This window comes from Streptomyces sp. NPDC001513 (assembly GCF_042894695.1).
Taxonomy (GTDB): Bacteria; Actinomycetota; Actinomycetes; order Streptomycetales; family Streptomycetaceae; genus Streptomyces.
The window spans coordinates 59398-80482 of sequence record NZ_JBIAVU010000018.1; the positions used below are offsets into that span (position 1 = coordinate 59398).

At 73.2% G+C, this 21085-nt stretch carries 19 protein-coding genes and 2 pseudogenes; 13 read left to right on the top strand and 8 right to left on the bottom strand.

The genetic code is table 11. The features are described 5' to 3' along the window. Nucleotides 1–6: 6 nt before the first annotated feature. The 7 genes and pseudogenes from ACFYZ4_RS33695 to ACFYZ4_RS33725 all read left to right on the top strand — a co-directional run. Nucleotides 7–156: pseudogene (locus ACFYZ4_RS33695) on the top strand (PIG-L family deacetylase); the annotation flags it as partial. 164 nt (nucleotides 157–320) lie between these two features. Further along, nucleotides 321–751, top strand: a pseudogene (locus ACFYZ4_RS33700) (PIG-L deacetylase family protein); the annotation flags it as partial. 175 nt (nucleotides 752–926) lie between these two features. Continuing rightward, nucleotides 927–2933, top strand: coding sequence for a calcium-binding protein (locus ACFYZ4_RS33705; RefSeq protein WP_390785694.1), 2007 nt, complete (start codon nucleotides 927–929; stop codon nucleotides 2931–2933). 80 nt (nucleotides 2934–3013) lie between these two features. Continuing rightward, a complete protein-coding gene (locus ACFYZ4_RS33710) occupies nucleotides 3014–4627 on the top strand; it encodes a serine/threonine-protein kinase (RefSeq protein WP_390785695.1) in 1614 nt (537 codons plus the stop codon). Nucleotides 4628–4672: 45 nt separating this feature from the next. After that, complete coding sequence (locus ACFYZ4_RS33715; protein WP_351295362.1) at nucleotides 4673–5245, top strand: NAD(P)H-dependent oxidoreductase; 573 nt, start codon at nucleotides 4673–4675, stop codon at nucleotides 5243–5245. Nucleotides 5246–5379: 134 nt separating this feature from the next. Beyond that, nucleotides 5380–7116: a hypothetical protein gene (locus ACFYZ4_RS33720; protein ID WP_390785696.1), complete on the top strand. Its 1737-nt coding sequence runs from the start codon at nucleotides 5380–5382 to the stop codon at nucleotides 7114–7116. A 70-nt stretch (nucleotides 7117–7186) separates the two neighbouring features. After that, nucleotides 7187–7717 (top strand): EF-hand domain-containing protein, encoded by a 531-nt coding sequence (locus tag ACFYZ4_RS33725; RefSeq protein WP_351295368.1) that lies wholly within the window; start codon nucleotides 7187–7189, stop codon nucleotides 7715–7717. 39 nt (nucleotides 7718–7756) lie between these two features. On the opposite strand, the gene ACFYZ4_RS33730 is transcribed toward ACFYZ4_RS33725, so the two are convergent. Beyond that, nucleotides 7757–8329, bottom strand: a complete 573-nt coding sequence (locus tag ACFYZ4_RS33730) for a GNAT family N-acetyltransferase (protein WP_390785697.1) — start codon at nucleotides 8327–8329, stop codon at nucleotides 7757–7759. A 92-nt stretch (nucleotides 8330–8421) separates the two neighbouring features. On the opposite strand from ACFYZ4_RS33730, the gene ACFYZ4_RS33735 reads away from it, so the two are divergent. Then, entirely contained in the window at nucleotides 8422–9789 is a 1368-nt protein-coding gene (locus ACFYZ4_RS33735; RefSeq protein WP_390785698.1) for a pyridoxal phosphate-dependent decarboxylase family protein, read from the top strand. A gap of 163 nt (nucleotides 9790–9952) precedes the next feature. Then, on the top strand, nucleotides 9953–10468 hold the full coding sequence (locus tag ACFYZ4_RS33740) for a hypothetical protein (protein ID WP_390785699.1): 516 nt from the start codon (nucleotides 9953–9955) through the stop codon (nucleotides 10466–10468). Nucleotides 10469–10630: 162 nt separating this feature from the next. On the opposite strand, the gene ACFYZ4_RS33745 is transcribed toward ACFYZ4_RS33740, so the two are convergent. Continuing rightward, nucleotides 10631–11452: an NADPH-dependent F420 reductase gene (locus ACFYZ4_RS33745; RefSeq protein ID WP_390785768.1), complete on the bottom strand. Its 822-nt coding sequence runs from the start codon at nucleotides 11450–11452 to the stop codon at nucleotides 10631–10633. 107 nt (nucleotides 11453–11559) lie between these two features. Here ACFYZ4_RS33745 and ACFYZ4_RS33750 point away from each other — a divergent pair, with 107 nt between their 5' ends. Next, the gene (locus ACFYZ4_RS33750; protein ID WP_351295382.1) at nucleotides 11560–12057 is read left to right on the top strand and encodes a hypothetical protein; all 498 of its coding nucleotides are present in this window, start codon (nucleotides 11560–11562) and stop codon (nucleotides 12055–12057) included. 38 nt (nucleotides 12058–12095) lie between these two features. On the opposite strand, the gene ACFYZ4_RS33755 is transcribed toward ACFYZ4_RS33750, so the two are convergent. From ACFYZ4_RS33755 to ACFYZ4_RS33765, 3 genes are all read right to left on the bottom strand, one after another. Then, nucleotides 12096–12446, bottom strand: a complete 351-nt coding sequence (locus ACFYZ4_RS33755) for a hypothetical protein (RefSeq protein WP_351295385.1) — start codon at nucleotides 12444–12446, stop codon at nucleotides 12096–12098. Between the two features lie 348 nt (nucleotides 12447–12794). After that, complete coding sequence (locus ACFYZ4_RS33760; RefSeq protein ID WP_351295388.1) at nucleotides 12795–13298, bottom strand: hypothetical protein; 504 nt, start codon at nucleotides 13296–13298, stop codon at nucleotides 12795–12797. A gap of 89 nt (nucleotides 13299–13387) precedes the next feature. Continuing rightward, a complete protein-coding gene (locus ACFYZ4_RS33765) occupies nucleotides 13388–14419 on the bottom strand; it encodes an RNA ligase family protein (RefSeq protein ID WP_351295391.1) in 1032 nt (343 codons plus the stop codon). A 167-nt stretch (nucleotides 14420–14586) separates the two neighbouring features. On the opposite strand from ACFYZ4_RS33765, the gene ACFYZ4_RS33770 reads away from it, so the two are divergent. After that, on the top strand, nucleotides 14587–14946 hold the full coding sequence (locus ACFYZ4_RS33770) for an antibiotic biosynthesis monooxygenase family protein (protein ID WP_390785700.1): 360 nt from the start codon (nucleotides 14587–14589) through the stop codon (nucleotides 14944–14946). On the opposite strand, the gene ACFYZ4_RS33775 is transcribed toward ACFYZ4_RS33770, so the two are convergent. Continuing rightward, entirely contained in the window at nucleotides 14943–15857 is a 915-nt protein-coding gene (locus tag ACFYZ4_RS33775; protein WP_390785701.1) for an MBL fold metallo-hydrolase, read from the bottom strand. The genes ACFYZ4_RS33770 and ACFYZ4_RS33775 overlap by 4 nt on opposite strands. Before the next feature lie 73 nt (nucleotides 15858–15930). Next, nucleotides 15931–17184 (bottom strand): MFS transporter, encoded by a 1254-nt coding sequence (locus ACFYZ4_RS33780; protein ID WP_390785702.1) that lies wholly within the window; start codon nucleotides 17182–17184, stop codon nucleotides 15931–15933. A 148-nt stretch (nucleotides 17185–17332) separates the two neighbouring features. Here ACFYZ4_RS33780 and ACFYZ4_RS33785 point away from each other — a divergent pair, with 148 nt between their 5' ends. Both ACFYZ4_RS33785 and ACFYZ4_RS33790 read left to right on the top strand, forming a co-directional pair. Next, a complete protein-coding gene (locus ACFYZ4_RS33785) occupies nucleotides 17333–17878 on the top strand; it encodes a TetR/AcrR family transcriptional regulator (protein WP_351295432.1) in 546 nt (181 codons plus the stop codon). Then, entirely contained in the window at nucleotides 17875–18390 is a 516-nt protein-coding gene (locus tag ACFYZ4_RS33790) for a GNAT family N-acetyltransferase (protein ID WP_351295403.1), read from the top strand. The genes ACFYZ4_RS33785 and ACFYZ4_RS33790 overlap by 4 nt, the downstream gene beginning before the upstream one ends. 22 nt (nucleotides 18391–18412) lie before the next feature. Here the strand turns inward: ACFYZ4_RS33790 and ACFYZ4_RS33795 are convergent, their stop codons facing one another. Next, nucleotides 18413–21052 carry a SpoIIE family protein phosphatase gene (locus ACFYZ4_RS33795; protein WP_351295406.1) on the bottom strand — a complete coding sequence of 880 codons (2640 nt, stop codon included), beginning with the start codon at nucleotides 21050–21052 and terminating at the stop codon, nucleotides 18413–18415. Nucleotides 21053–21085: the final 33 nt, after the last annotated feature.

Sequence of the window (21085 nt, forward strand, 5' to 3'; positions counted from 1 at the left end):
GGAACCGTGTCCTTGCCGAGCCTGCTGGGTGTCTTCGAGCACCCCGACGACGAGTCCCTGCTCGCGGGCGGCGTTCTCGCGCGGCACGCCGCCTCGGGCGCGCGTACGGCCGTCGTGACCGCGACCTGGACGGCGGACAGCCACCGCGCTGCCGAGCTAGGCCGTCTCTTTCGGATCTTGCCTGACCCGCGCCGCCTGGCACCGCACCTCGCCGCGTTGTCGGGGCACCCAAGTACGTCCAGTACTCAAGCGCCCCTCCGCCTTGCGATGCACGGCACCAGACGACGCGGGCTTAACCGGCAAGATCCGAAAGAGACGACCTAGGCGACGCGCTCCGCGTGCTGGGCGCCGGTGAGCCGAGGCTGTTGGGGTACGCCGATGCGCGCGTGCCCGAATCGGCGCCGGGGCGGCCGCGGTTCATCGACGCACCGCTCGACGAGGCAGTGGCGCAGCTCGTACGCCACGTACGCGAACTCCGGCCCGACATCGTCGTCACGTAGGAAAGACCGTGCGCAGTGTTCCCGACGAGCGGGTCACCGCGACGGTCGACGTACGTCCGTGGCTGGACCGCAAATGGGCCGCCGTCTCCGCGCACCGGAGCGAGACGGAACGCTGCCGCTCACTGCCCGGCATCCTCACCCGCCTCCCTGCCGAGGCCCGCGAGCGCATCCTCGCGACGGAGTGGTTCACCCGCCTGGCCGTCCGGCCGACGCCGGCCGACTCGGGGAACCCTGGTGAGGTGACCGGCTGAGCCGACGCCGTCGGCTCGCCGCCCTCACCCGTGCGGGTGGATCGGGGCATCCAGTGGGCGCAGCGCGGCCAGCCGTACGCGCGCGGCCGTGACGCTGCCAACAGGCTGTGGCCTGTCACAGGAGGCAGCGGGCCCGCTGCGCGGCGGCGAGCGGGCAGGAGGGACTCAGATCGACATGTCCGCATTCCCTTCCGGTCTGAGAAGAACGCTGGGCCGCGCCGGGGTCGCGGCCGCCACCGGCCTGGCCTTCGTCCTGACCCTTCCGGGGGCCGCTCTGGCCGCGCCCGGCGACCTCGATGCCACCTTCGACGGCGACGGGCGGGTCGTCACCGACTTCGCCGGTTACGACGAGAGCCGGGACATGGTCGTGCAGGCCGACGGCAAGATCGTCACCGTCGGCCTCAACTCGCCCCCGCAAGGCGGCGCGGCCGACTTCGCGGTGGCCCGCTACACCACGGACGGCAGCCTCGACACCTCCTTCAGCGGCGACGGCCTGGTCCTGAGCGACCTGCGCGGCGACGGTGAGGACGTGGCCAACGGGGTGGCGGTGCAGCCGGACGGCAAGATCGTCGTGGTGGGCAGCAGCGCGTCACCCGACAGCGCCGGGCTGTTCACCGTGGTCCGCTACCGGAGCGACGGCAGCCTCGACACCGGCTTCGACGGCGACGGCATCGTCCTCACCGACTTCGGGACCGGGGGCCCGCAGGAGGCCTTCGCGGTGACGGTGCAGGCGGACGGCGGCATTCTCGCCGTCGGCATGAGCGGCACCGAGGTCGCGCTCGCCCGCTACCGCACGGACGGCAGCCTCGACACCTCCTTCGACGGCGACGGAAAGGCGACCACCGCCTTCGCAGGGGGCGCCGCGACCGCCTTCGACGTGACGACGCAAGCCGACGGCAGGATCGTCATCGCCGGCCGCGCCGGGTACAACTACCCGGCGAACGCCTCCGACTTCGCGCTGGCCCGCTACCACGCCGACGGCAGCCTCGACCCCTCCTTCGACGGCGACGGCAGGGTGACCACCGCCTTCGCCGAGGCCGACGTGGCCGGTGGGGTGAAGGTGCAGTCCGACGGGAAGATCGTCGCGGCGGGATCCAGCGCGTTCGACTTCGCACTGGCCCGCTACCACCCCGACGGCACGCTCGACAGCGGTTTCGACGGCGACGGCAAGGTCACGACCGATTTCGGAACCGGCACCCTGGACGGAAGCTCCGACCTCGTCCTGCAGCCCGACGGGAAGATCGTCGCCGCGGGCATCAGCCGGAGCGATTTCGCGGTGGCCCGCTACCAGGTCAACGGCAGCCTGGACAGCGGCTTCGGGACCGGCGGCAAGGTGACCACCGACGTCTACTTCGGCTTCTTCGACACCGCCAGCGCGGTGGCCCTCCAGCCGGACGGCAAGATCGTCGCCGCCGGCAACACCGGCGACGACCGCGGCCTGGTCCGCTACCAGGTCGCCGCCACCCCGCCGCCCCCGGCCGGCGTGAACCTGTCCGTCACCAAGACCGGACCCGCCGTCGTCAGCCTCGGCGACCAGGCCGCCTACACCGTGACGGTGACCAATACGAGCACCACGACGACGGCCACCGGGGTCACGCTGACCGACACCCTCACCGGCAGCGGCTCCCTCCTGTCCGCCACGCCCGGCCAGGGCACCTGCACCACGACCGCCACCACCGCCAACTGCGCTCTGGGCTCGCTCGCCCCCGGGGCCAGGGCCACGGTGCAGGTGGTCGCCGAACCCCGGGCCACGGGCACCCTGTCCGACACGGCCACGGCCGGCGCCGCGCAGACCGACCCGGTGCCCGCCGACAACACCGCGAGGGCGACCAGTACGGTCAACAACGCGCGCGGCTGCACGATCGTCGGCACCAGCGGCGCCGACAACCTGGTCGGCGGCTTCGGCAACGACGTGATCTGCGCCCTCAGCGGCAACGACGTCATCAGGGCCGGCTACGGCAACGACACCGTGCTCGGCGGCCCCGGAAACGACAACGCCGACGGCGGCTTCGGCAACGACACCCTGAACGGCGGTCCCGGAAACGACACACTGACCGGCTCCTACGGCGACGACCGGCTCAACACCGTCGACTCCGTCTCCGGGAACGACACCGCCAACGGCGGCCCCGGCACCGACACGTGCACGACCGACCCGGGCGACAGCCGCCAGAGCTGCCCCTAGGCGGGCTCGTCCTTTAGGGTGACCCAGCGGGTGGTCCGTGCGGGACGGGTCGGCAGTGGTCATGGGAACAGGTGGAGTTGGTGGAGTCTTTGCTGCCCGGTGACCCGCCGGAGATCGGGGGGTACCGCCTGCTGGCGCGGCTGGGCGCGGGCGGGATGGGCGAGGTGTTCCTGGCGCGCACCGCCTCCGGGCGGCCGCTGGCCCTGAAGACCGTGCACCGGGACCTGAGCCTGCAGCCGGACTTCGCCGAACGGTTCGACCGGGAGATACGCACCAACGACCGTGTGCGCAGCGCGTGGACGGTCTCGGTGGTGGACTTCAGCCGGCCGGGCGCGTCCCCGCAGTGGCTGGCGACGGAGTACGTCGCCGCGCCTTCGCTGGGCGACTGGGTGCACCGGTACGGCCCGCTGCCGGCACCGGCCGTGCGGTCCCTGGCCCGGGAGCTGTCGGCCGCGCTCGGCTCCGTACGGGCGGCGGGGGTGGTCCACCGTGACATCAAGCCCGCGAACGTGCTGCTGGGCCGGGAGCGGCCCTTCCTCATCGACTTCGGCATAGCCCGCGCGGTCCGCGACCCCCGTTACACGCAGACGGGTGCCGTCATCGGCACGCCCGGCTTCCTCGCACCGGAACAGGCGACCGGATCCGTGGCCTCGGCGCCGGCCGACGTGTTCTCCCTCGCCGCCGTCCTCGTGTACGCGGCCACCGGGCGCGGCCCGTTCGTGGCCGGCGGCGAGGAGCTGGAGCTGCCGGCCCTCCTGTACCGGATCGTGCACGACGAGCCGCTGCTCGACGGCGTACCGGACGTACTGCTGCCGCTCGTACGGGAATGCCTGGCCAAGGACCCGGACCTGCGACCGACCGCCGAGGAGCTGCGGGAGCGGCTCGGCGGCGCCGAGGAGGAGCAGGACGGCTGGAGCGGGACGGTACCCGCGCTCCTGGTCGCGGAGGTCGGCCGCCGGGAGGACGAACTCCACCGGCTCCTCAGCGCGCCGCAGCCGCCCGCCTACGCCCCCGGCGGTACGGGCCCTTCGCCGCTCGCCCCGCCGCAGCCGCCCGCGACGGCTCCGGGCACTCCCCAGCCGTCGCCCTTCCCCTCCCCCGCTCCCGTCGGGCGCGTCGGCGGGTGGGCGTCCCGTAAGCCCCGCGTGATCACCGCAACTGCCGGTGTCGCCGTCCTTGCCGCGGTCGTCGCGCTGGCGCTCCAGTTCCCGCGGGGCGGGGACGGCGACAAGGCCGCGCATCCGGCCACCTCGCCCACACCGTCCGCCTCTGCCGCCTCGTCGTCCTCCGGTCCGTCGCTGCCCGCGTCCTGGGTCGGTACGTGGGCCGGCGTCGGCCCCGGAACCCCGGAGGCGGACGGCATCACCCGGGCGCGGGCCGGCGAGTTCTCCGTCACGGTCACGCTGCGCGCCGGAGCCGTGGGCGAACTCGTGGGCCGACAGGTCAGCGATCTCAAGGAGCTCGCGACGGGACGCAACCTCGGGTGCACGGAAGCCCTCCAACTGCGCCAGATCCGGCAGGACAGCGCGGTCTTCGAGGCGGTGACCAGCCACCCGACCGACCAGACGGCCACCTTCGACTGCCCCAAGGGCAACCTCTACGTGCTGACCATGGCGGAGCCGGACCGGCTGACGCTGGAGTCGGAGGGAGCACAGTCGGCCGGCGCACCCGGTGCCCTGACCCGCCGTCAGTAGACCGGAGTTGACCTCAAGCGAACTTGAGGTCGTACACCTGTGGTCATGACTACTCCACTGCGTATCGCACTCGTTGTCGGCAGCACCCGGGAAGGCCGGTTCGGCCCGACCGTCGCCCGCTGGTTCGAAGCCGTCGCCACCGCTCGCGCCGACATCGAGCTCACCGTCATCGACCTGGTCGACGCCGACCTCCCGGCGCACTGGACCTCTGACCTCGCGCCGCGCGGCCGGGCCTTCGTCCAGCGCCTCGCCGAGGCCGACGCCTACGTGCTGCTCACCCCCGAGTACAACCACTCCTTCCCGGCCTCGCTGAAGCAGGCGATCGACATCGCCGGGCGCGTCTGGGCGCGCAAGCCGGTCGGTTTCGTGTCCTACGGCGGGCTGTCGGGCGGCCTGCGCGCCGTCGAGCAACTGCGCCTGGTCTTCGCCGAGCTGGCCGCGGCCACGATCCGCGAGACGGTCAGCTTCCACCAGTTCCCGTTCGACGAGGCCGGACGGCCCCACGACACCGGGGCGGCCGAGAAGGCTGCCGTGACGATGCTCGACGACCTGGTGTGGTGGGCCGGCGCCCTGCGTACGGCGCGTGAGCGCGACACGGTGTGGAGCGAGGCCTCGTGAGGGCAGCCCGCCACCACGCCTGAGGTGCGGACGCGTCCGAGCGCCCCGCATCCCTCGAATCCCCCACGCCCCGGCCGCACCGAGCGGTCCACCGTTCGGCCGGCCGGGGCAGGCGGCGTACTACGCTGCCGATCATGAACGGATTGGGGGCCGATACGCCCTGGCACGTCCTGGAGAAGGTGCGCGAGGGGCAGGAGGAGATACCCGGCCTGCTGCGCGGGCTGATGCTGCCCGGCAGCGCACGGGTGCCGTGGTCGGAGTTCGACTACCGGCTGCGCTGGTCGGACCCTCCGGAGCTCGTCGTCGCCGTACTCCGGCGGTTGCTGGAGATGTTTCCGCGGCTGGACGAGACGTGCCGGATCGGTGTGCTCCGTCTGGTCGCGGACCGCGCCATGATGATCCGTGGGGGGTATCCCCGGGCGGAGGCGCCCGGTATGACGGAGGTGCTGGTCGAGGGCCAGCGGGCCGCGGCGGAGCTCCTCGTCGACAGCAGTGCCGAGGTGCGCTCGTACGCCGCCCGGGCGATCGAGCAGGTCCGCGCCGCCGACCCCGCGACCTTGGAGGCGCTGCGGCGGCGGGCCGCGGTGGAGGACGACCTCGCGACGCTGGGCCGCCTCCTGATCGCGGCCGGCGAAGTGCTCGCGGCCCTCGGCGCGTCCCGGCCTCCGGGGTGGCTGGACCCCTGGCTGAACCACTCGGATCCGCACGTCCGACTGGCCGCCCGGAGCGCGCGGCTGACCTCGGGTGAGGCCACGGCATCGACCGCGGCCACCGGCGTGCCCCTCACCGGGAGCTCCGACGCTCGTCGAGCGGCCGTCGAGGCGGCCGGCGCCCGGCTGCGCACCTGGCGGATTCCGCCGGACGGCACGTGGGAGACGGTCCTCGCCGGACTGGCCGACGACGACCTCCTGACCTCCTGCGAGGCGCACCGCATCGTCGCCCGGGGCGGATCGGCGGTCGCGCCGTACGCCGATCGCCTCGTCCCGCTCCGCTGGCGGGCAGACGAGCGCGCCGACAACCTCGTACATGCGCTGATGGGCATCGGCGACCCGCGCGCCCTGCCGTGGTACCTCAGGCGGGCCGACAGTCCGTGGATGGAGGTCGAGTCCCTGCCGGCGGAGTGGGCCCCGAGCGTCATGCCCGCGCTGCGGGTGCAGCTCGCGGGCCGGCGCACGGAACGCTTCCTGCGCGTCCTCACCGGCTGGGGGCCCGCCGCCGCGCCGGCGGTGCCGGATCTCGTGGAACTGCTCGACACCCCGCACGCACGCGCCGCCGTGAACGCCCTGGGCCGGATCGGACCGGCGGCGATCGACGCCGCGTGCCCGCTGGCCGGCCTCGCGAAGGGCGACCAGCGCCCGCGGCGCTTCGAAGGCAGCGAGTACCGGGAGCCGCGCCGCTGGCACGGCGTACAGACCGCCGCGTGGGCGTACTGGCGCGTCACGGGTGACCCCGGGCTCGCGCTCGACGCACTCGACGCGTCGATCCGAGGCGGGCTGGCCCGGCCGGTCCTGTCCCACCTGGCCGAGCTGGGCCCGCTCGCGGCCGGGTACGCCGGCGCCCTCAGGCCGCTGCTCGGCAGCCTCGGCGAGTGGACCCGGGTCGGCGCGGCCGAGGCCTGGTGGCGGCTGACCGGGGACGCCGAGACGGCCGTGGCGACCCTGCTCCCCGAACTGCACCCGCTGGCGGAGCACCGGGCGAGGCCGCTCGTCCTCCGGGTCGTCACCGCCCTCGGCGCGATCGGCCGGCCCGCCGCGGCGGCCGCGCCCCTGCTGACGGAGGTCACCGTCTCGGAACGCCGCTACGGCGGGGGCATCGTGCGGGACGAGGAACTCTGCCGCGTGGTGCGGACCGCCCTGGCGGCGATGGGCTGACTCCGGCGGGACACGCCCCCGGGCGCGCCAATCCGCCGGTACGGGAAGGGGCTCGTCCTAGGCTCGCCGCATGGGTACCGACAGGGTGACAGTGGCCGACCTGATCTTCGATCGGCTGGACACGAACGGTGACGGGGTCCTCGCCGCGGACGACTACCGGGCGAGTGCGGATCAGGTGCTCCAGTCGTACGGCATGGGGCCGAGTTCGCCCAAGGGACGCGCCCTGATCGAGGCGAACCTCGCGCTGTGGCAGCAGCAGGCCGAGCTCGTCGACCGCGATCACGACGGGCGGATCACGCGGGAGGAGTACCGGGAGTGGGTCGGCTCCCTCCCGGCCTCGGACGCCGGCCGGCCCGCGGGTTCGCCGGAGGTGATGGCCGCGCTGCACTGTCAGTTCATTGTCGCCGACCGCGACGGGGACGGGCTGATGACCCGTCAGGAGTTCGTGGTGTGGCGGGGACTGAAGGGAGTCCCGGCCGAGACGGCGGAGGCCTCGTTCGCGCTGATCGACTCGGACGGGGACGGCGTGATCAGCTGGAACGAATTCGGTGGCGCGGCCCACCGGCACGGCCTGGGCGCGCTGCTGTACCGGCCGAGCTGAACCTTCACCGGTCAGGCACCGCAGCTCGGCGGCGCGCGGTCAGCGCAGGTCGAGCCGCATCAGGACGCGGGGATGGCCGGCCAGCACCGAGGTCGTGTCGGTGGCGTGAGTGAACCCGGCGCGTTCGAAGTTCTTCCGGATCCCGGCGTACGCCATCGTCATGTCGACCTTGGCGTCGCCGTTGTCCAGGGGGTACGCCTCGACGGCCGGTGCGCCGTGGGTACGGGCGAACGCGACCGCGCCGGCGATGAGGGCGTGCGAGATGCCCTGCTTGCGGTGGCCGGGGCGGACCCGGATGCACCACAGCGACCAGACCGGCAGGTCGTCGACGTGCGGGATCGTACGGCTGCGCGCGAAGGAGGTTTCCGCGCGCGGCGCCACCGCGGCCCAGCCGACGGGCTCGTCGCCGTCGTAGGCGATCACCCCCGGAGGGGGTTGCGTGCCGCACAGCCGGGCGACGTACTCACCGCGGGCCGGTCCGCGCAGCTCGTTGTTGAGCTTGGACGGGATCCGGTGGCTGAGGCACCAGCAGACGTTGGCACCGGCGGACTTCGGGCCGAGCAGGGCGCGGACGTCCGCGAAGTCCGAAGCCGGGCGAACTTCAATGGTCATGACACCACGATGGCACGGTGTACGGAGCTCCCGTGCAGGGCCTCGCGCGGCCCGGCTTGCGAGGCGGCCGTGCCTGTCCCATAGTCCGAGGTATGGACGCGCGCGAGGCGGCGCTGCGACGAGCACACGACCATGCCGTCCGCTGGCTGGCCAGTCTGTCCGACCGCCGGGTTCCCGCAAGCGCTTCGGTCGACGAGATCGTGCGCGCGCTGGGAGCCGAGCTCCCCGAGGGTCCCAGCGCCCCCGCCGACGTCGTCGATCTGCTGGCCACGGCTTGTGAGCCGGGGCTGACCGCGTTCCCCAGCGGGCGTTTCTACGGGTTCGTGATCGGGGGCACCGAACCGGCCGCGCTCGCCACGGACTGGCTGGTCAGCGCCTGGGACCAGAACTGTGTGATGCGCGCCGTCTCGCCCGCGTACACCGCGGCGGAGGAGATCGCCGACGCCTGGCTGCTGAGGCTGCTCGGGCTGCCCGGTGACAGCGCGGTCGGCTTCACCACGGGTGCCACGATGGCGAACTTCACCTGCCTCGCCGCCGGGCGCGACGCGCTGCTGCGGAGCGCGGGCTGGGACGTCGGCCGCGACGGCCTCGCGGGCGGGCCGCCCGTACGCGTCATCACCGGCGAGGACCGGCACATGGCCGTCGACCTGGCGCTGCGCTACCTGGGTCTCGGCGGGCCCGAGCTGGTACGGGCGGACGAGCAGGGGCGCATGGAGCCGCAGGCCCTGCGGGACCTCCTGGCGGACGGCGGGCGGGGCCCCACGATGGTGGTCCTCCAGGCCGGAGACATCCATTCCGGGGCCTTCGATCCCTTCGCCGAGACGATCCGGGCCGCTCGCGAGGCAGACGCGTGGGTGCACGTGGACGGCGCCTTCGGGCTGTGGGCGGCCGCCTCCCCGCGCCTCACGCACCTGACGGAGGGCTGCGCGGACGCCGACTCCTGGGCGACGGACGCCCACAAGACCCTGAACGTCCCCTACGACTGCGGGCTCGCCATCGTGCGCGACCCGCTCGCGCTGCGGGCCGCGATGGGTGTTCACGGCGACTACCTCATCCAGCACGAACACGGGGACCCCGCCGACAAGGTCCCCGAACTCTCCCGGCGCGGACGGGCCTTCACCGTGTGGGCCGCGCTCAGGTCCCTCGGCCGCTCGGGGGTGGCCGACCTCGTCGATCGACTGTGCCGTCACGCCTCCGCGTTCGCCGAGGGCATCGCCGCGATCGACGGCGCGACCGTCCTCAACGACGTGGTGTTCACGCAGGTCTGCGCGGAGTTCGGCGGCGACGAACGTACGGAGCGGGTCCTCACCCGGCTGCTCGACGACGGCACGGCATGGATCAGCGGCTCCACCTGGCACGGCCGGCGCGTCATGCGGATCTCGGTGAGCAACTGGTCGACGACCGACGGGGATGTGACGCGCACGCTCGACGCAATCCGGCGCGCGTCCGCCGGCGCCTGATCCGGCGGCCGCCCAGCCGCCGTGCCGCAGCCCCGGCCGCGTGCCACCCCCCTCCCGCACGGAAGTGTGGGCGCGCGTCTAGCATCTCCTCGCTCGTACGAAGACCTGGAAGATCCTCCGGGACCGCGGTTCCGGCGGTCGGACAGAGAAGAGACGCGACACCGTGATTCCGGTACGTTCCCCGCGCCGTGGCCTGATCCTGGGCGTGACCATCACCCTCGGCTGCGTGTCCGGCCTCGGCCTGCTGGCCGGGTCGCTCTACATGCTCTTCTACGGCTCGGAAGGCGCGTGCGAGGAACCGGGCGCACGGGAGCGCCTGGCGCGGGTCTCCGCCGTGGTTCCTGCCGCCGCGGCCGGGACGGCACCCGTGGCGGAGCGGAGCGGTGCGGAGTGCATGGACGACAGTGGGGAACCCTGGATGAGCGCGAACAGCGTGTACACCCACGGCGGAGACGTCCAGCCGCTGATCACCCACTACTGGGACACCGCGACGGCGGACGGATGGAAACCGGTCGGCACGCGGGCGAAGGCCCAGGAGCGGTTCCGGGGCGTCTCGGGCATGTGTTTCCGCAAGGACGTGGCGGGCGAGCCGGCCCTGCTCCGGGTGGGGTCCGTACGGCCCGGGGAGTTCCTCGTGGCCGTGGAGTCCGCGCTGGACGGATCCTCGATGGGCTGCTGAACCGGGGCCCGGGCGCCTCCCTCTGACGGCAGGTCAGGCGGGTGCGGGTCACCCTGTCGGCGAACTCCGGGGGGCGAACCAGCCCGCCCCGGCCGCCCCGGCGCGTTCGGCGGCGAGGCGGGCGGCGGCGTGGGGGCGGCCGGGGCACCGGGACGCCGTCGGTCAGCCCCGGAAGGCCTCGGGACGGACCGGGGAGGCCTCCGCGAGGGCCTTGGTGATCCCGTCGACACCCTCGCGCAGTCCGTAGACGGGGGTCTCGGGCTGCTGGCGCCAGGAGTCGTCGATGCCTCCCGCGTCCACGGTGTCGAAGCCGAGCTCCTCGATGAGGGCGCGGACGGCCTTCTTCCCCGCCTCGTCGTCGCCCGCGACGGGCAGGGCGAGCCGGTCGGGCGCGCCGGCCGGGCGGTGCCGGTCGAGGATGTCCTGCGCGTAGGTGCCGTTGAAGGCCTTGATGACGGGGTGTCCGAGCTGCCGCTCTGTCCAGCGGCTCTCGGTCAGGCCCTCGTCCTCGACGCCGGCGATCCGGCCGTCGCGTTGCTGCGGGTAGTAGTTGCCGGTGTCGATGACGGTGAAGCCCTGGGCCGCCCCGTCGAAGAGGCCGGCGGGCAGGTCCGGCACGTTCTTGAAGGGGATGGTGACCACGACGATCTCGGCTCCGCGCGCGGCTTCCGCCACGGTCACGGGGGTGGCGCCGGTCTCCTCCGCGAGGGCCGACAGGGTCGCGGGGCCGCGCGAGTTCGCCACGGAGACGTCGTGCCCGAGGGCCGTGAGCCGGCGGGTGAGGTTGCCGCCGATGTTGCCCGCGCCGATGATGCCGATCTTCATGAGCTCTCCTGTGCCTGCTGGGTCAGTGTCGCGCTCGTGCCAACTTCCGGCGTCGGCACGGCATTCCGGGCCCGGACGGCTGTCACCCGCAAGAGCGACGGGATCGCGCCGCGGCAGGAGCGGCGATCGGCGCGCGGGGCCGCCTGGGACATGCCCGATGCGTCCACTGGCATGACTTTTCGGCCATTTCTCGCATTCCGAGAACCGGACCGGCTCTGGGGCGCGTCGGTCCGTTCAGCCACTCAGCACGGGGAAAGGCTCAGCCGATGTCCAAGTCCTCAGCCAAGCGAACCGCCACCCTCACCCTCGCGGCCGCCGCCGTACTCACCCTCTCGTTCGTCACCACCACCTCCACCTCCGCGTCCGCCTCCCCCGACGGATCCGCGCCGAAGCAGGCCCCGGCGGCCGCGGCGCTGCCGTCCGTCTCGGGCAGCCCCGAGGCGGCCTTCACCCGCATCGCCGACTTCTACGGCTCCTACATCGACGCGGTCTACGACGGGGACGGGCAGACCGCGGACCGGCTGCGCACCTTCTACCTCTCGGAACCGCTCCGGGCGCAGCTGACGCAGTGGGAGGAGACGAACCACGCGGACGGCGTGCTCCGCGCGCAGAACGTGCCGCTGCAGTGGAAGGTCGCCTCCACCGGCAGCGGCACGGGCAAGACCAACGCCACGGTCACCCTGACGTGGGGTGGCGGCACCACGACCAGGGTCTACGTCCAGGCCGACCTGGCCACCCGGAAGATCGTGTCCATCCGGGACTGACCGGCGTACGCGGGGGCCGCGGCGATGCGGCCCCCGCCTCAGTGGATAACGCTGAAGCTGCGCCAGGGCAGGCTTTCGGGGGCCGTCACGTTCGAGAGGGTGGTGGCCACGTAGATGCCGTCGGCCCGGTCGGTCTTCTGACAGTTCGGCGTCCGGTACAGCACGATGTCGACGAGGGTGTTGTTCTCGACATGGGTGGCGCCCTTGGGGATGGCGATCTTGTGGCAGCCCGTGACCGGGGTGTTGGTGTAGCTCAGCTCGACCGGCGAGTCGTGGCCGCGGAAGGTGAGCATGCCGACGGTTCCCCGACCCAGGCCCGAGCAGGCGGTGGCCGTCAGCAGCAGCGCTGCGGCCCCCGCGAGGATGCTGATACGTCGCCTGTGGGACATGGTGCGGTCCTCGTCTGTGCGGTGGTGGCGGTCCTTGCACACAGCGTGGCCCGGCGGGGCGCGCGTGGCTTCCGCTGCTCGGCCGACCGGATGAACGCGGCGGCGGATGGCGGGTGGGACACACCCTCGCGAGGGATTCGTCCGGGCCGAGGCGTAACCCCGGCGACGGTGAATCGTTTCTCTGTATGTCGCAGATACACAACCGCGTCCCCCGCGGCGTCAGCGGCCCGAGGGTCCGGGGAAGTCCATCACTCCCCGGGCCCTCGGCTCCTCCCCCGGCCGGCGGGACCGGACGCCTGGTTGGGCCCGTCCGGTCACCGCCCCCGCGTTCCGCGGACGCCGGAGCGGTCAGCGGCCGCGGCGGCTGTCGTAGACGGTGAGGGACAGCGCCTTCATCGCGGTCTCGGCCCGCTTCGCGTCCAGGCCCTCGTCGATGGCTTCGAGGGCGGCGGCCGCCGAGGTCTGCACCGGGTGCGGCAGGCCCTCGTAGGCGGCGATCCGGTAGGCCATCGTGCGGCGGGCCGTGCGCTCGGCTTCGGTCACCCCGTCGGGGGTGAGGGGGAAGACGGCGGCCTGGTACGTCGCGATGCAGACGAGCGTCGCGTCGGAGAGGCCCTCCGCGTAGCCGTCCGACGCAACGGGATCCTCGCGCTCGGGCTTGAGGAACGCGAAGACCTGGCGGCGGGAGAGATACGCCCCCGTGCCCGCGCCCAGGCCGGCCGCGCTCGCGCAGACCAGGGCCATCAGCCGGCCGGACAGGAGCAGACCGAGACAGGCTCCCCCGACCGCACCGCACGTCACCAGGACGAAGGTGATCATCAGGTGGATGCGCTGGGCGGGCGGGGACTTCATGTCAGCAGTATGCACAGCGCCGTGGGGGCGGCCGGCCCCACCCCGTCCGGGCCGGCGCCACCCGCGGTGCCGTGCGTCGGGCACGGCGCTCAGGCCCGGCGGTCGGCCGCGTCGAAGCGGGCCAGGGACAGGGCTCCGGCGTGCAGGGAGTCCTCCAGTGCGCCCCGCGTCGCCCCGTCCAGTCCGCCCAGGGCCTCCGCCACCTCCTCGGCGACGTCCCTGGCCATCTCGGCGGCCAGGTCCCCCGGCGGCGTACGGGGTCCCAGCTTGCTCACCGCCGACGCGGCCCGGGCCGGGGTGAGCAGGCCGGTGCCGTGCGCGAGGAGCCAGCCGGGAACACCGGCCGCGCCGTCCGCGGGCGCCTGGTAGGGGCGCGAGCCGTCGAACCGTTCGTCCTCGGCGAAGGCGGGCTGCTTGAACTTGGCCATGGGCCGCCCGGACTCCCGGGTTTCCCCGGCGGGCTTGACGACCAGGCCTTCCGCGAGGTTGTCCGGCAGCGCGGGCAGGCCCAGCAGGCCGGGCAGCCGGGTGGGGAAGACCACGGGCAGTTCCTGGAGCCGGGCGATCGGGCCTTCGGCCAGCAGCGGGACGCAGACCAGGCCGGCCGCGTCCGCAGCCGCACGCAGCGTCCGGTCGGCGACCCAGCGCAGGCCGCCCCCGTCCCCGGCTCCGTCCCCCTCCCCTTCCCCGTCGGCGACGGTCGCGTCGAAGGGCAGCCACAGCAGGTCGGGGGCGTACCAGACGCCGGTCTGTACGGGCTCCGCACCCTGCGTCGGCGGTACGTCGGGGTGGGGGTAGCGGCCGCCCGCGAGTTCGCCGTAGAGGGTCACGACCGCCGTGGCCGGGGCCCCGCAGTCCGCGCGCAGGGCCTGGGCGCAGCGGATCGCCGCGACCGCCAGGGCGGGCCAGATCCGGCCGACGCCGAAGAACTCGTCCAGCCCGGCATCGGCGAGGAGTTCGCGCCGCTTGGCCGGATGCGCGCCCGTCTCGTCGCACACGACGGCGAAGTTGGCGCCGTGGATCTTCTCGTGGGCGACCCAGTTCCGTCCGCGGACCTCGCCCAGGCGGCGGTTCGCGGGGATCTTCGGATACGGGGACCAGGGGCGGGGTTCGGGGTGCACCGCGCGATGGTAGCGAGCACGGCGGGGGCGGAGCACGGGAATTCCGCGGCGGCCCATCCCGGACGGGGACCGGGACCGGGAGAGGATCCCCGGCTGCCACGTGCCTGATCGGCGCCTTCTAGGGTGGCCACGACGGCAACCGACCTGCTCGGAAGGGGAATCCAGACGTGTTCGCTGTGATCTACCGGTGGCGGCTCCACCCGGGCCGGGAACAGCAGTTCGCCGACGGCTGGCACCGGGTGACGGACGCCATCCACGCGCGGTGCGGCTCGTACGGGTCGCGGCTGCACCGGGCGGACGACGGCACTTGGGTGGCGTACGCCCGCTGGCCCGACGAGGAGACGCGTGAACGGTGTGCGGCGCCCGACCCGGAGGGGGTGGCCATGATGCTGGAGGCGATAGCGGAGCGCCTCCCGGAGACCCGGCTGCAGATCGTCGACGACCTGCTCGCCGAGCCGGAGCCGGAGCCGAAACCGAAGCCGAAACCGGAGCCGGAACCCGCGCACGAGCACGACTCGCTTGGCTAGTGCCCGTCGGCGGGGACCGGCGCGAGCCGGTAGGCGCCCTCGTGGGAGACGACACGGCCGGCGGTGGGCGGCGCGAAGTGCGTGCCCAGGAGGAGGGCGTCCGTGTGGGCGAGCGAGCCCAGCAGCGTGCGGCGCGAAGTCTCGGACCGTGCCGGGTCGATGTCGACGCAGGCTCCGATGGCGGGGTGGGCCAGCTGGACGGGGTGGTGGATGCAGTCACCGGTGATCACAGCCGTCCGGCCGGCGCTGGTCAGCTCGACGGCGATGTGGCCGGGGGTGTGGCCGGGCGTGGGGAGCAGGCGTAGGTGCGGGGCGATGACTGCGCCCTCGGCGGGAACGTCGACGAGGTCGAGCAGCCCCGCCTCCTCCACCGGAATCACGGAGTCGACGAACATCTGCCTGCGCGCCTCCTCCATGTCGTACCCGGCCCAGAACTCCCTCTCGGTGCGGGAGGTGACGTAGCGGGCGTGGGGGAAGGTCGGCACCCACTCGCCGTTCACCGCGCGCGTGTTCCAGCCGACGTGGTCGGCGTGCAGGTGGGTGAGGACCACCAGGTCGACCGTTTCCGGGGGGAATCCGGCGGCGGTGAGGCGCTGGAGGTAGTCGGTGTTCAGGTCGTGCCAGGCGGGGTTGGCGCGCTCCTTGCCGTTGCCTATGCCGGTGTCCACGAGGACGCGCAGCCCGTCGACGGTGAACGCGAAGCTGTGGCTGTCGATGTGCAGGATGCCGTCGTCGTCGGCGAAGTGGGGGCGCAGCCAGTCCTGTTCCGCGACGACGGCGGGGGTGGCGTCCGGCAGCAGCCACGGTCCGGTGGCGGGCGGCAGGAGGGTCTCGTCGATCCGGTGGACGGTGACGTCTCCCACGGTCCAGGTGGGGGTGGCAGTCGGGTGGGTGGCCGGCGGAGTGCTCATGACGGTTCGTTTCCTCGGTTCTGGGCTGGTCTGGGCTGATCTGGCCTGGCGTGGTCTGGGGTCGTCGGTCTGGTTACGGGAGGTCGTCCGGTGCGCCGCGGGTTTCCCTGCGCCGTGCCGCGGCGAGTGCGCCCAGGGCCGCGACGGCGAGCAGCGCGGTGGCGACGGCGTAGGCGTGGGTGGCGGTGGCCAGTCCGTAGTGCTGGGTGGCGGCGCCCGCGGCGATGGCGGGCAGGCTCATGGAGAGGTAGCTGAGGACGTAGTACGCGGCCAGCGTTGCCGCCCGGTCCTGTTCGGGGAGTCCGGTGAGCGTCATGCGCAGCGCCCCCTGGGAGACGGCCCCGAAGGCGATCCCGGCCAGGGCCGCTCCGCCGTAGACGGCGGGCAGTCCGGCGCCGTGCAGACCGCCGAGTGCCAGCGCTCCGGCGGGCAGGACCGCCAGGCTTCCGCCGGTGACCGCGGTGCGCGGGGCCGTGCGCCGCAGCGTCCACACGGTGAGCGTGGCCGCGGCGGTGAGCGTGAAGAAGACCATGCCGCCGGCTGACGGCGGGGCTGCGGGGGCCACGAGGTGCACGAGCGAGGGGCCGAGGGACGAGTAGAAGCCGCCCAGGGCCCAGATGGCGACGACGGCGGTGCCGGCCACCAGGAGTGCGCGGCGCGCCGACGGCGGGGCGGCGAGCCGCGGGCGCAGCGAGCGCAGGGCGCCGGTGTGCGGGCGGGCCGTCTCCGTGGTGAAGGTGACCGCGACCGCCTGGGCGGCGAACAGGGCTGCCGGCACCAGGTACACGCCGGCCGTGCCGACGGGGGCGAGGAGGGTGGAGACCAGCACGCCGGCGGCCATGCCCGCCACCGGGGCGATGCTGTTGGTCAGGGCGGACCGTCCCGGATGCCGGGGGTCCGCCAGGTCGAGGAGGGCCGCTCCCGCGGCGCTGGTGGCCGCGCCGGTGGCCACTCCCTGCAGGATCCGGGCGGTGATCAGGTCACCGGCTCCGTCGGCCGTGGCCAGCAGCACCATGGACACGGCTCCCAGGGCCAGGGCGGCTGCCAGGACGGGGCGTCGTCCGAGGTGGTCGGAGAGGGATCCGGTGGTGAGCAGGGCCAGCAGCAGCGCGAGGGCGTAGGCGCTGAAGACCACGGTGATGGTGAGGGCGGACAGGCCCCAGGCGTCCTGGTAGTGGGGGTAGAGAGGGGTGGGTGCGCTGGAGGCCGCGAGGAGGGCGGCCAGGATGGAGGCGTTCAGGGCGAAGGAGGCCGTGCGGTTTCCGGTGTTCCCGCGGAGGGCTCGGTGGGGGTACGGCGCGGGTGCTCGTGGCGTTACGGCGGGCATGGGCAGGCTCCTTGGCGCTAAACGCAATCGGTTCGCTTTAACCCACCGTAGATCCACTCGCCCTACTAACGCAAATCTTTCGCTTTAGAGGCTCCACCCGCACTAGAAGCAATGATTTTGCGTTAAGGTGCATGGTGTGAGCAGGCAGATGATGCGCCCCGGCGGACGCAGCGCCCGGGTCCAGGCATCGGTGCACACCGCGGTACGTGAACTCGCCGCGGAGGTGGGCCGGGACGCCCTGACGGTTCCGCTGATCGCCCAGCGTGCGGGCGTGACCCCGTCGACGGTCTACCGCCGCTGGGGCGACCTGCAGGAGCTGCTGTCGGACGTGGCGGTCGAGCGCCTGCGCCCCGATACCGCGCCCGAAGACCACGGCGCCCTCTCGGCCGACCTGACGAACTGGGCCGAGCAGTTCCTCGACGAGATGTCCTCCCCTGCCGGCCGCGCCTACATCCGCGACGCCCTGCTCGGCGACCCGGACGGCAGCAACGCCGGCCGGTGTTCCGCCTACGCGGCCGAACAGATCGACGTCATCCTCACCCGCGCCACCGCACGCGGGCAGAGCACACCCGACGTCGAAACGGTCATCGACCAGGTCGTCGCCCCTCTCATGTACCGCATCCTCTTCCGCCCCCAGGGACTGGACACCGCATTCGCGCACCACCTCGTGACGGCGACCCTCGACCCGCGATGACGCATGTGCGGGAGATGGCCGCGGCCGACATCGAGGCCGTCTCGACGATCCGCGTCCGGGGGTGGCAGGCGGCGTACGCCGGCATCGTTCCCCGGACGTACCTGGACGCGATGACGGTCGAGGCCGATGCGAGCCTGCGGCGGCAGCGGTTCACCCAACCCCGCGGGAAGTCGAGGGACCTCGTGGCGCTCGGCGAGCACGGCCCGGTGGGGTGGGTCTGCTTCGGGCCGTGTCGGAGTCCGATACCGGGCCCCCGGCGGGTGGCCGAGGTCTACGCCCTGTACGTCTCACCCGACCTGATCGGCCAGGGCATCGGCCGGGGGCTCCTCGATGAGGCCCACTCCCGGATGAAGGGCCAGGGGTTCGAGACATCGGCCCTGTGGGTTCTGGAGGACAACCACCGGGCCCGGCGCTTCTACGAGCGGGCCGGCTATCGGGCCGATGGCGCGACCGAGGACGACATCTACGACGAGGCCACCCTCACCGAGCTGCGCTATCGGCGCACGCTCTGATCTCACCGGGGCACACAGGGGCTTACAGGGGGTCCACGTCCAGGAAGGCGGCGAGGGCCGGTGGGTCGCCGCCCGGGGTGCCGGGGAGGAGCAGTTCCGCCCAGATGACCTTGCCCTCGGGGGTGTAGCGCGTGCCCCAGTGTTCGCTGAGCTGGGCGACCAGGAACAGGCCGCGGCCGCCCTCGTCCGTGGTGGCGGCGTACCGCAGGTGGGGGGCCGTGCTGCTGCCGTCCCACACCTCGCAGGTCAGCGTGTGGTCGTGGAGGAGCCGGACGCGGACCGGCTCGCTGCCGTGCCGCAGGGCGTTGGTGATCAGTTCGCTGAGGATCAGTTCCGTGGCGAAGCCGAGTTCGGACAGGCCCCACTCGTCGAGCTTCTTCGCCGCGACGCTGCGCATGGCGCCGACCGCACTCGGTTCGAACGGTACGTTCCACTGCGCGACCCGGTCCGGGCCGAGGGTCCGCGTCCGCGCGATGAGCAGCGCCACGTCGTCGGTCGGCCGGGGCGGCAGCAGCATGTCGAGCACGGCCCGGCAGCTGTCCTGCGGGTCCCGGTCGGGGTGGCTCAGGGCCGCGCGCAGCAGTTCCAGTCCCTCGCCGATGTCCCGGGTCCGCTCCTCGATCAGACCGTCCGTGTAGAGGACGAGCTGGCTGCCTTCCTCCAGCTCCAGTTCCGCGGTCTCGAAGGGCATCCCGCCGAGCCCCAGCGGGGGCCCGGCCGGGAGTTCCACGATCTCCGTCGTGCCGTCGGGGGCGACGACCAGGGGCGGCAGGTGCCCCGCCCGTGCCACCGTGCAGCGCTGGGACACCGGGTCGTAGATCGCGTACAGGCAGGTCGCGCCCATGATCCCGCCCCCGCCGTTCGTGTCGGTGCCGTCCCCGTCGCGGTCGTGGTCGATGCGCTGGACGAGGTCGTCGAGCCGGGCGAGGAGCTCGTCGGGAGGCAGGTCGAGGGAGGAGAAGTTGTGCACCGCCGTGCGCAGCCGCCCCATGGTGGCGGCGGCGTGCAGGCCGTGTCCGACGACGTCGCCGACGACCAGGGCGACCCGGCCGCCCGGGAGCGGGATCACGTCGAACCAGTCGCCGCCGACGCCGGACTGCGCGGGCAGGTAGAAGTGCGCCACGTCCATGGCGCTCTGTTCGGGCAGGGCGCGCGGCAGCAGGCTGCGCTGGAGCGTCACGGCGAGGGCGTGCTCGCGCGTGTAGCGGCGGGCGTTGTCCATGCTGACGGCGGCCCGGGCGACGAGTTCCTCGGCCAGCGACAGCTCGTCCTCGTCGAAGGGCTCCTTCTTCTCCGACCGCCAGAAGTTGACCACGCCGAGTACGACGCCGCGGGCCATGAGCGGGGCCGCGATGAGCGAGTGGATCCCGAACTCGACGATGGCCTGCGCGCGGGGCGGGTCCTGGGCCTGCCAGCCCGGCGCGTCGGCCAGGTCGGTCACCAGTTCCGCCCGGCCGGTGCCGTAGCCGCGCGCCTGGGGGGTGGACGGCAGGAAGTCGATCAGCCGGCCGACCGGGTAGAGCGGGTGGTCGGATCGGATGCCGCTGACCGCCGTGCGCCGCATGTCGGCGCCCGGGGCGGGTTCGTCGCCGTCGATCACCTGGTCCGCCAGGTCGACCGTCACGTAGTCCGCGAACCGGGGGACGGCGACGGCGGCGAGCTCCTCGGCCGTCCGCACCACGTCGAGGCTGGTGCCGACGTCGCCGCCCGCGTCGTAGAGCAGCTTGAGGCGCCTGCGGGCCGTCTCGGCCCGGGCGGTCAGGACCCGCATCTCGGTGGAGTCGCGGATGGTGACCGCGCTGCCCTCCGGCCGGCCCCTGGGGTGGGTGGGCCGCTGGTTGACCACGAGCAGCCGGTCCCCGCTCTCCAGCACCTCGTCGGTGGCCGTCCGGCCGGAGAGCAGCAGGTCCGACATCCGGCGGTCCAGGCCCGGTACGTCCGCGATGTGGCGTCCGTCGGCATCCTCCGGCAGCCCGAGCAGCCGTTTGGCCTCGTCGTTCGCCAGCAGCAACCGTCCTTCACCGTCGGTGATCAGCACCCCCTCGCGGACGGCGTGGAGCACCGCGTCGTGGTGCTCGTACATGCGGGTCATCTCCTGCGTGCCGAGCCCGTGGGTCTGGCGGCGCAGACGTCTGCTGATCAGGGCCGTGCCGACGGTCGCCAGGGCCAGGCCGGTGGCGATGGCCAGGAGGATGACGGGGAGCTGGCGGTCGACGACCCCGGTCACGTTCTTCACGGTCAGGCCGGCCGAGACCAGGGCGACGACCTTGCCGTCCTGGTCCTTGACCGGAACGACGGCCTGGATCTCCTTGCCGAGGGGGCCCTGCACGCTTTCGGTGTGGACCTTGCCCTTGAGGGAGGGCTCGATCGTGCCGACGAACCGTTTCCCGATGCGGTCGGGCTGGGGATGGCTGTAGCGGATGCCGTTGGTGTCCATCACGACGATGAAGTCCACGCCGGCGGCCTTGCGCGTCTCTTCGGCACGGGGTTGCAGGACCTCGGACGGATTGGACGTCTTCAGCGCGTCTTCCAGCCCCAGGGAGTGGGCGAAGGTCTCGGCCACGGACACCGAGCGGTTGCGCGCCTCCCGGTCGATGTCGTGGCGCGACTGGAGTACGAGGGCCAGCAGTGACCCGGCCGCGAGCAACACCACGATCGCCACCTGGAGGACGAATACCTGTCCGGCGACGCTCCT